This is a genomic window from uncultured Psychrobacter sp., assembly GCF_947500265.1.
In the GTDB taxonomy this organism is placed as follows: Bacteria; Pseudomonadota; Gammaproteobacteria; order Pseudomonadales; family Moraxellaceae; genus Psychrobacter.
In genome coordinates this window covers 633,457-640,604 of record NZ_CANMRN010000001.1, presented here as the reverse complement: position 1 = coordinate 640,604, position 7,148 = coordinate 633,457, and the positions used below count along the sequence as shown (strand labels likewise).

Annotated in this window: 5 protein-coding genes; all 5 read right to left on the bottom strand. The window is 42.3% G+C overall.

Going from position 1 to position 7,148, the window contains the following annotated elements:
• Positions 1-1,396 (bottom strand): DNA polymerase III subunit gamma/tau (gene dnaX, locus Q0788_RS02665; protein WP_298807654.1); only part of this gene is annotated, 1,396 nt, incomplete at its 3' end.
• 69 nt (positions 1,397-1,465) lie between these two features.
• On the bottom strand, positions 1,466-2,728 hold the full coding sequence (locus Q0788_RS02660; protein ID WP_298807652.1) for a hypothetical protein: 1,263 nt from the start codon (positions 2,726-2,728) through the stop codon (positions 1,466-1,468).
• Positions 2,729-2,843: 115 nt separating this feature from the next.
• Positions 2,844-4,382: a lysine--tRNA ligase gene (gene lysS / locus Q0788_RS02655; RefSeq protein ID WP_102090341.1), complete on the bottom strand. Its 1,539-nt coding sequence runs from the start codon at positions 4,380-4,382 to the stop codon at positions 2,844-2,846.
• Positions 4,383-4,512: 130 nt separating this feature from the next.
• Entirely contained in the window at positions 4,513-5,604 is a 1,092-nt protein-coding gene (gene prfA / locus Q0788_RS02650; protein WP_057760300.1) for a peptide chain release factor 1, read from the bottom strand.
• 234 nt (positions 5,605-5,838) lie between these two features.
• Positions 5,839-6,984, bottom strand: a complete 1,146-nt coding sequence (locus tag Q0788_RS02645; RefSeq protein ID WP_057760302.1) for a beta-ketoacyl-ACP synthase III — start codon at positions 6,982-6,984, stop codon at positions 5,839-5,841.
• Between the last annotated feature and the right edge of the window lie 164 nt (positions 6,985-7,148).

Genomic DNA, 7,148 nt, shown 5'->3' with positions numbered 1-7,148 from the left:
CAGGCTCAACAACAGGTTCAGGCTCAACAACAGGTTCAGGCTCAACAACAGGTTCAGGCTCAACAACAGGTTCAGGCATAGCACTAGCCATTGACTGTGCTAAATTGTCATTATCATCAATACCGCTTTGCAACTCATCGTGACTTGGTGGCTGATAATCAACACTATAAGGTTCTGGCGGTGGTGCTGACGCTTCATGTGCAGCAGCATCTGGAGCTGATGCAGAAGATACTGGTTCTATAGCTGGTACTTTGGTAGCAGACCCATCACTATCATAAGTATTGTTCAAGACTTCATCGACTGGTAATGGACGAAACGCTAGCAATCGCAAGATGCACATCTCAAGAGCTTGCATCGGTGTACTTGCCAACTTAACACCTTCACGGGCTTGTACAACAATCTCATAATACAGCTGCAAGACATCAGGGCTGATATGCTGAGCTAGCGTATAAATGTCTTTTGCTTGCGCCTCATTAACATTGAGAGCGACTTCAGGCAACAGCTGAGTCAATGCCAACTGATGTAACAGCTCAGCAAGCCCATCAAACATACTAGTCGCATCGACCATTTGCGCACGCATTTGCTCAATATGAGCAGCAACCGCCGACTTATCATGATTATAAATATCTGTGATTAGACGCACTAAGTCAGCAGCATCAATGAGACCAAGCATTGCATTGACAGTCGCATCATCCAGTGCGCCTTGACCAAAAGCAATGGCTTGATCGGTCAATGATAACGCATCACGTACAGAACCTTTGGCTGCACTTGCCAACTGCCAAATCGCTGGCTGAGTATAGCCTACCTGCTCTTTGGTCAAGATATTTGCCAAGTGCTCACTAAGTAACGTTTGAGGTAATGGACGCAGTACAAATTGCAAGCAGCGTGAAATAATCGTAATTGGTAGCTTTTGTGGATCAGTCGTCGCTAGCAAGAACTTCACATGCTCCGGTGGCTCTTCTAGCGTTTTTAATAGCGCGTTAAAGCTGTGCGTAGACAGCATATGTACTTCATCAATCAGATAGACCTTGTAACGCCCTTGGCTAGGCGCATAAGGAACATTGTCTAATAGCTCACGCGTGTCTTCGACCTTGGTACGAGAAGCGGCATCAATCTCAATAAGATCAATAAAACGCCCCTGATCAATAGCAACGCAATTATCACATACGCCGCAAGGAGTACTAGTAATACCAGTATCACAGTTCAAGCATTTAGATAAAATACGCGCAATCGTCGTCTTGCCCACACCGCGCGTACCTGTAAACAGATAGGCATGATGCAAACGATTATAATCAATCGCATTAATCAGCGCTTGAGACACATGCGTCTGCCCAATCAACTCGTGAAAGTTTTTTGGTCGGTATTTGCGAGCTAAAACTTGATATTGCTGCGTCATAATAAATGCCAATGTAAATAATACAAATATAAAGGAAGCGTCAAACTAATGAATCGTACTATGTTTAGGTTATAACTGAGCTTGAAGTTGGGCCAGTCGATCATATAAGCGCTGAGTACTTTCATCAATAAATGAGCCTGCTTGATGAAATATATCCAGATAAACCTCAGTATTTACGCTATCTTCGCACGGCCTAAACTCTACGCCCAGTAAAAACAAATCATCCATTACAGGCTCTTGTAATTGGACATTAATATCTGACAATAAATCTTTATAAGAGAGCCTAACATTTTCTGCGCTCAGCGAACTGCTATCGTCTTGCGCATAAAACACCATAAGATAATGGCGTCCAAATACATGATAAGAATGCTCATGGCGGACGTATCCATTCCAACGCGAGTCTTGATCCATGGTTCTATAAGCTAAGATTTTTTCTACTAGACACGCATAGGTATACATTGACTCATCTACCAAAATATCAACCTGCTCATTTGGTAAAGGTCTACCCGCTTCATAATAACGCTCAATCACACTGTTAAATAGCTTGAACCACATACCAGTATTTTTTTGCATCTCAGTCATTAAGGCATCGGCAAATACAGTCTGATTCGGCTCTACTGCTTTGAGTAAGCGTAATTCAACTTGCTCAATTAACTCGTTATCAATTAGCTGTTCTTGTACCCTAATCGCTCGTTGATGAAAGTCAGGTGATTGTAGAAACTGTTTAAGTAATGTCGATTCGTTTTGAAATGATGCAAAGCTAGATAGTTGACGACGATAGAAGTCTAAAAAGGTTGTCAAATCACTTGGAGTAACCAACTGATTGAGGATATCAACGAAGTTTTGATGACTAAAGACTTGTAGGATACTTTGCTCATCATCTAAGTCTAAAACACAGTCTTCTGCAAAAAACCGACTGCCATATTCGTAGCCAACTGCATAAGATGAATGGCCCGATTGATCGTCTTGATGATTGATAGACAATGACGTTAAGCCAATAAAATAAACTGCTTTATCAGTTGTCGCGGCACTTCTGTCTACAATTAGGCTATCGTTTTTTTGATAAATCTGAGCGTGGCGTTTGATAAGTTGGTTAACAACTTCTTTTCTCCACTCACGAACTTTAGCATTATCCACTTCTTGCTTATTTGCCTGCATCACGACGGTATTGACGAGCAAATAAATAGTAGCGCCAGAAAACTTAAAAACAAAATCATAACCCTGAAAATGATCAGAGTCAGTGATTTTGTCATCAGGCAACTCATACAATGATAAAAAACATTGCTGAATCATTTTTTGCCATGGCGCATGTGATGCTTGCTGAATATCCATAATACCTCTATAAACGATATTTCACAAAAAAGCTTATACCCATTCTGTAAAAATGAGCAAAAGCTTTTTATGCTGAGTTAAGTATCAGTTTGGATTTACAGCAAGCAAACCCATCTTAGCTGTCTTGTTTGCGGCGCATGTGCGGGAACAAGATCACATCACGGATACTAGCAGAGTCGGTAAATAGCATTACTAGACGATCGATACCAATACCTTCACCGGCTGTCGGTGGCAGACCATAAGACAATGCTTCGATATACTCTTCATCGAAATGCATAGCTTCATCATCGCCCGCGTCTTTTTCAGCAACCTGACCACGGAAACGCTCGGCTTGGTCTGCTGGATCATTAAGCTCGCTAAAACCATTAGCCAACTCACGACCACCAACGAACAGCTCAAAACGATCAGTAATCTCAGGATTGTCATCACTACGGCGCGCTAGTGGTGAAGTCTCAGCAGGATACTCAGTAATAAACGTTGGCTGACGCAGTTGATGCTCAGCCGTTTCTTCAAAGATAATCGTCTGTAGTTTGCCCACACCAAACACATCTTTGACTTGTTGCTTAAGTGTCGTAGATGCATATTCTGCTAGGTATTCACGATCATTGATACGTGTCATGTCAAAGTTTTCAGCATATTTTGCAATCGCATCAGACATTGATAGACGAGCAAATGGTGCTTTTAGGCTAATGGCTTCTTCTTGATAAGTAAGCTCCGTTGTGCCCAATACATCTATTGCTAACTGATTAAACAGACGCTCAGTCAAATCCATCAAGTCATGATAATCAGCGTATGCTTGATAGAACTCAATCATGGTGAATTCAGGGTTATGACGGGTTGAAACCCCTTCGTTACGGAAGCTACGGTTAATCTCAAATACGCGCTCAAACCCACCAACGACTAGACGCTTAAGATAAAGCTCAGGCGCAATACGTAGGTATAAAGGCATGTCTAATGCATTATGATGTGTCTCAAACGGACGAGCTACTGCGCCGCCTGGTATCGGATGCATCATTGGCGTTTCAACTTCCATAAAACGCTCATTGAGCATAAATTGACGAATACCGCTGACGATCTGACTACGAACCATAAAGGTATTGCGAGTCGTCTCATTGGTCATCAAATCAAGATGACGATTGCGATAGCGCGCTTCGACATCAGCCAAGCCATGGAACTTGTTTGGCATTGGACGTAGTGATTTGGTCAATAGCGTAATTTCTTCAATATGCACATACAAATCGCCTTTACCTGAGCGACCGATATAGCCTGATACACCAACGATGTCACCCAAATCTAGTGATTTGATGCTCGCACGCGTTTCCTCATCAAGCTCTTTACGTGCTACATATAACTGAATACGGCCTGTCATGTCTTGGATCACGATAAATGAACCACGGTTGAGCATGACTCGACCTGCCACGTTGACCTGTGTTTTTTCACCATTCGCTGCTTTTTCTTCAATTTCCTGCTTTGAGACACCATCAAAAGCCGTCTGTAAGTCTTGCGCATAATCAGTGCGTTTGAACGTATTAGGATACGGCTGTTTACCTGAAGCACTGATATCGTCTAGCTTGGCTTGCAGTTGTGCGATTAGCTCGTTAGCATCTTCTACGACTGGGGTTTGATCTTGGTTCTGATTATTGTGCTTTGACATAACACTCTCAATATTTTTAGGTAATTAAATGGATAAACGAAAACAGAAAAATTAAATCAATACTTATTATTATAAGAACAGACATGGTGATAAAAACGATAAAACTGTTATTACTTTTAAAGACTAACTACTAGTCATTGCCACCGATACTGGCCATCAAATCAGCCTGATGCTCACGTAATAGTGCATCAAGAATCTCGTCCAAGTCGCCTTCCATAATGGAGTCGAGTTTGTATAAGGTAAGGTTGATACGGTGATCGGTCATGCGACCTTGTGGAAAATTATAGGTACGAATACGCTCTGAGCGATCGCCACTACCGACCAAGTCACGACGTATAGAGTCCGCCACATCGACCTGTGCTTGCACTTTGGCTTGTTGGATTTTAGAGACCAGCATTTTCATAGCATGCGCACGGTTTTTGTGTTGGCTACGCTCTTGCTGACACTCTACCACGGTACCCGTTGGAATATGCGTCAAACGGACAGCAGAGTCAGTCGTGTTCACGTGCTGACCACCAGCGCCGCTTGAGCGGAAAGTATCCATCTTGATATCAGCAGGATTGATATCAACGGTATCATCAATCTCAACTTCTGGCATGACTGCGACCGTACAAGCGGACGTATGAACACGACCTTGGCTCTCGGTTTCAGGAACACGCTGTACGCGGTGAGCGCCTGATTCAAACTTCAAGCGACCATATACACTATTGCCAGATACGCGAGTGATGATTTCTTTATAACCACCATGCTCACCTTCATTTGCAGAGAGTACTTCTAGTGTCCAGCCTTGGCTCTGCGCGTATTTTTGGTACATACGGAACAAATCACCAGAGAAAATCGCTGCTTCATCGCCGCCTGTTCCGGCACGAATCTCCAAAAACGCTGGTACTTTATCGTTAGGATCTTTTGGTAGCATCATCAGATTAAGCGCTTCTTCCATCTCTACGATGGTATCACGCGCACTCTCAATCTCATCGATCATCATCTCTTTCATGTCAGGATCTGTTGCATCGGCTAGCATCGCTTCTGCATCAGCCTGATCCGTTTCTGCACCCACGTAGTTTTGCCACAGCGTCGTGATCTCCATCAAGTCGCTGTGCTCAACAGACAACTCACGGAACTTATTATTATCACTGATAACACTAGGATCTGATAATAAAGCAGTGACCTCTTCATAACGGTCTACCATCTGGTCTAAACGCAGGCGTAAGGATTCTTTCATAAAAGGACTTTTAATTGGATAAGAGGAATAAGCCCGTGATTATAGCAAATTTTTTGGGGTAAATTAAAACCTCTAATCATTCTTGTTGATATTGTCGGTAATCTCGATGTTATCTTTTCCAACATCTCTGTTTATATTTAGATGTCACGACGTAATTTCAATAGCAAAAACGACAGACAAAAAAATAGCTAAGAATATTCTTAGCTATTTTTATCAGGACAGGTAGTTAAAGTATTAGACCTTGCGAACTAAGACCGAACCAATAGAGTAACCTGCACCAAATGAGCAAATAACGCCCAAATCACCTGATACTAAGTCATCTTTGTGGCGATGGAATACAATCATAGGACTCGCTGAGCTAGTATTGGCAAATTCAGCAATAACACTTGGAGCAATCGACTTATCGGCATCTTTACCAACCACGGTACGCAGAATCAAATCCAACATATTGGCATTGGCTTGATGCAACCACATCATCTTAACATCAGATGTTGGGATGTCGTTTTCTTGCAAGTGCTCAGTGATAATCTCTGACACTTTTGGACAGACTTCACGGAATACTTTACGACCGTTTTGCAAAAACAGCTTATCAGTGACTGGTGCTTTGATATCTGGATACATTTCGGTCTGCGCTGCTAGATACTCTGAGCGATCCATAAAGCCGTATTCGTTTTTGATGTTGGTCGAAAACTGAGTAAATAGCTTAGAGTTTAGAATCTCGTAACCTTTTGGCGTATCTAATTCTTCAACGATAGAAGCAGTCGCCACATCACCGAAGATAAAGTGGCTGTCACGGTTACGCCAGTTTAAATGCGCTGAGGTAATCTCAACGTTGACCACAGCAATACGTTTGGCCAAACCAGAGATGATAGAACCATGTGCTTGTGACAGACCGAAAGTCGCCGCACTACACGCAACGTTCATATCATAAGCAAAGCCGCCAATCATACCAATTTCGTTCTGGATTTCGATAGCAACTGCAGGATAAGTACGCTGGAAGTTTGAGCAAGCAAGGATGATACCGTCTAAGTCATTGGCCTCAAGTCCAGCATCAGCCAAAGCGTCTCTAAGTGCTGCTGCACCCATTTCGGCCATTACCGACAGCTCTTCGCCCAAGTTGCGGTAAGGGATAACTGGCGCCATGATTTCAGTATTTAAGATACCTTCTTTTTCCATCACATAACGTGATTTGATACCAGATACTTTTTCGATGAAAGCAGCTGAAGAAGGCTCAAGTGCCGTCACTGTCTCTGCAGCTATCTCTTCAGCATGTTCGGTATTATAGTTTTCAACATACTGGTTAAATGACTCAACTAGCTCTTCGTTACTAATGCTGTAAGGTGGGATATAAAGACCAGTGCCTGTGATACAAGTCGTCATGATAAGCTTCCTTGTCTACTACTGTGGTGCTTGGAATAAGCATAAAAGTGGAAAAATAATAGCCATTCAAATTCAGTGAATAACTGTAAACTTAAAATCAGTGTGTTTATTATGCCTGAATATTATAATTTTTCTAATACTTTGTTACAAATAATCTGTTTCTT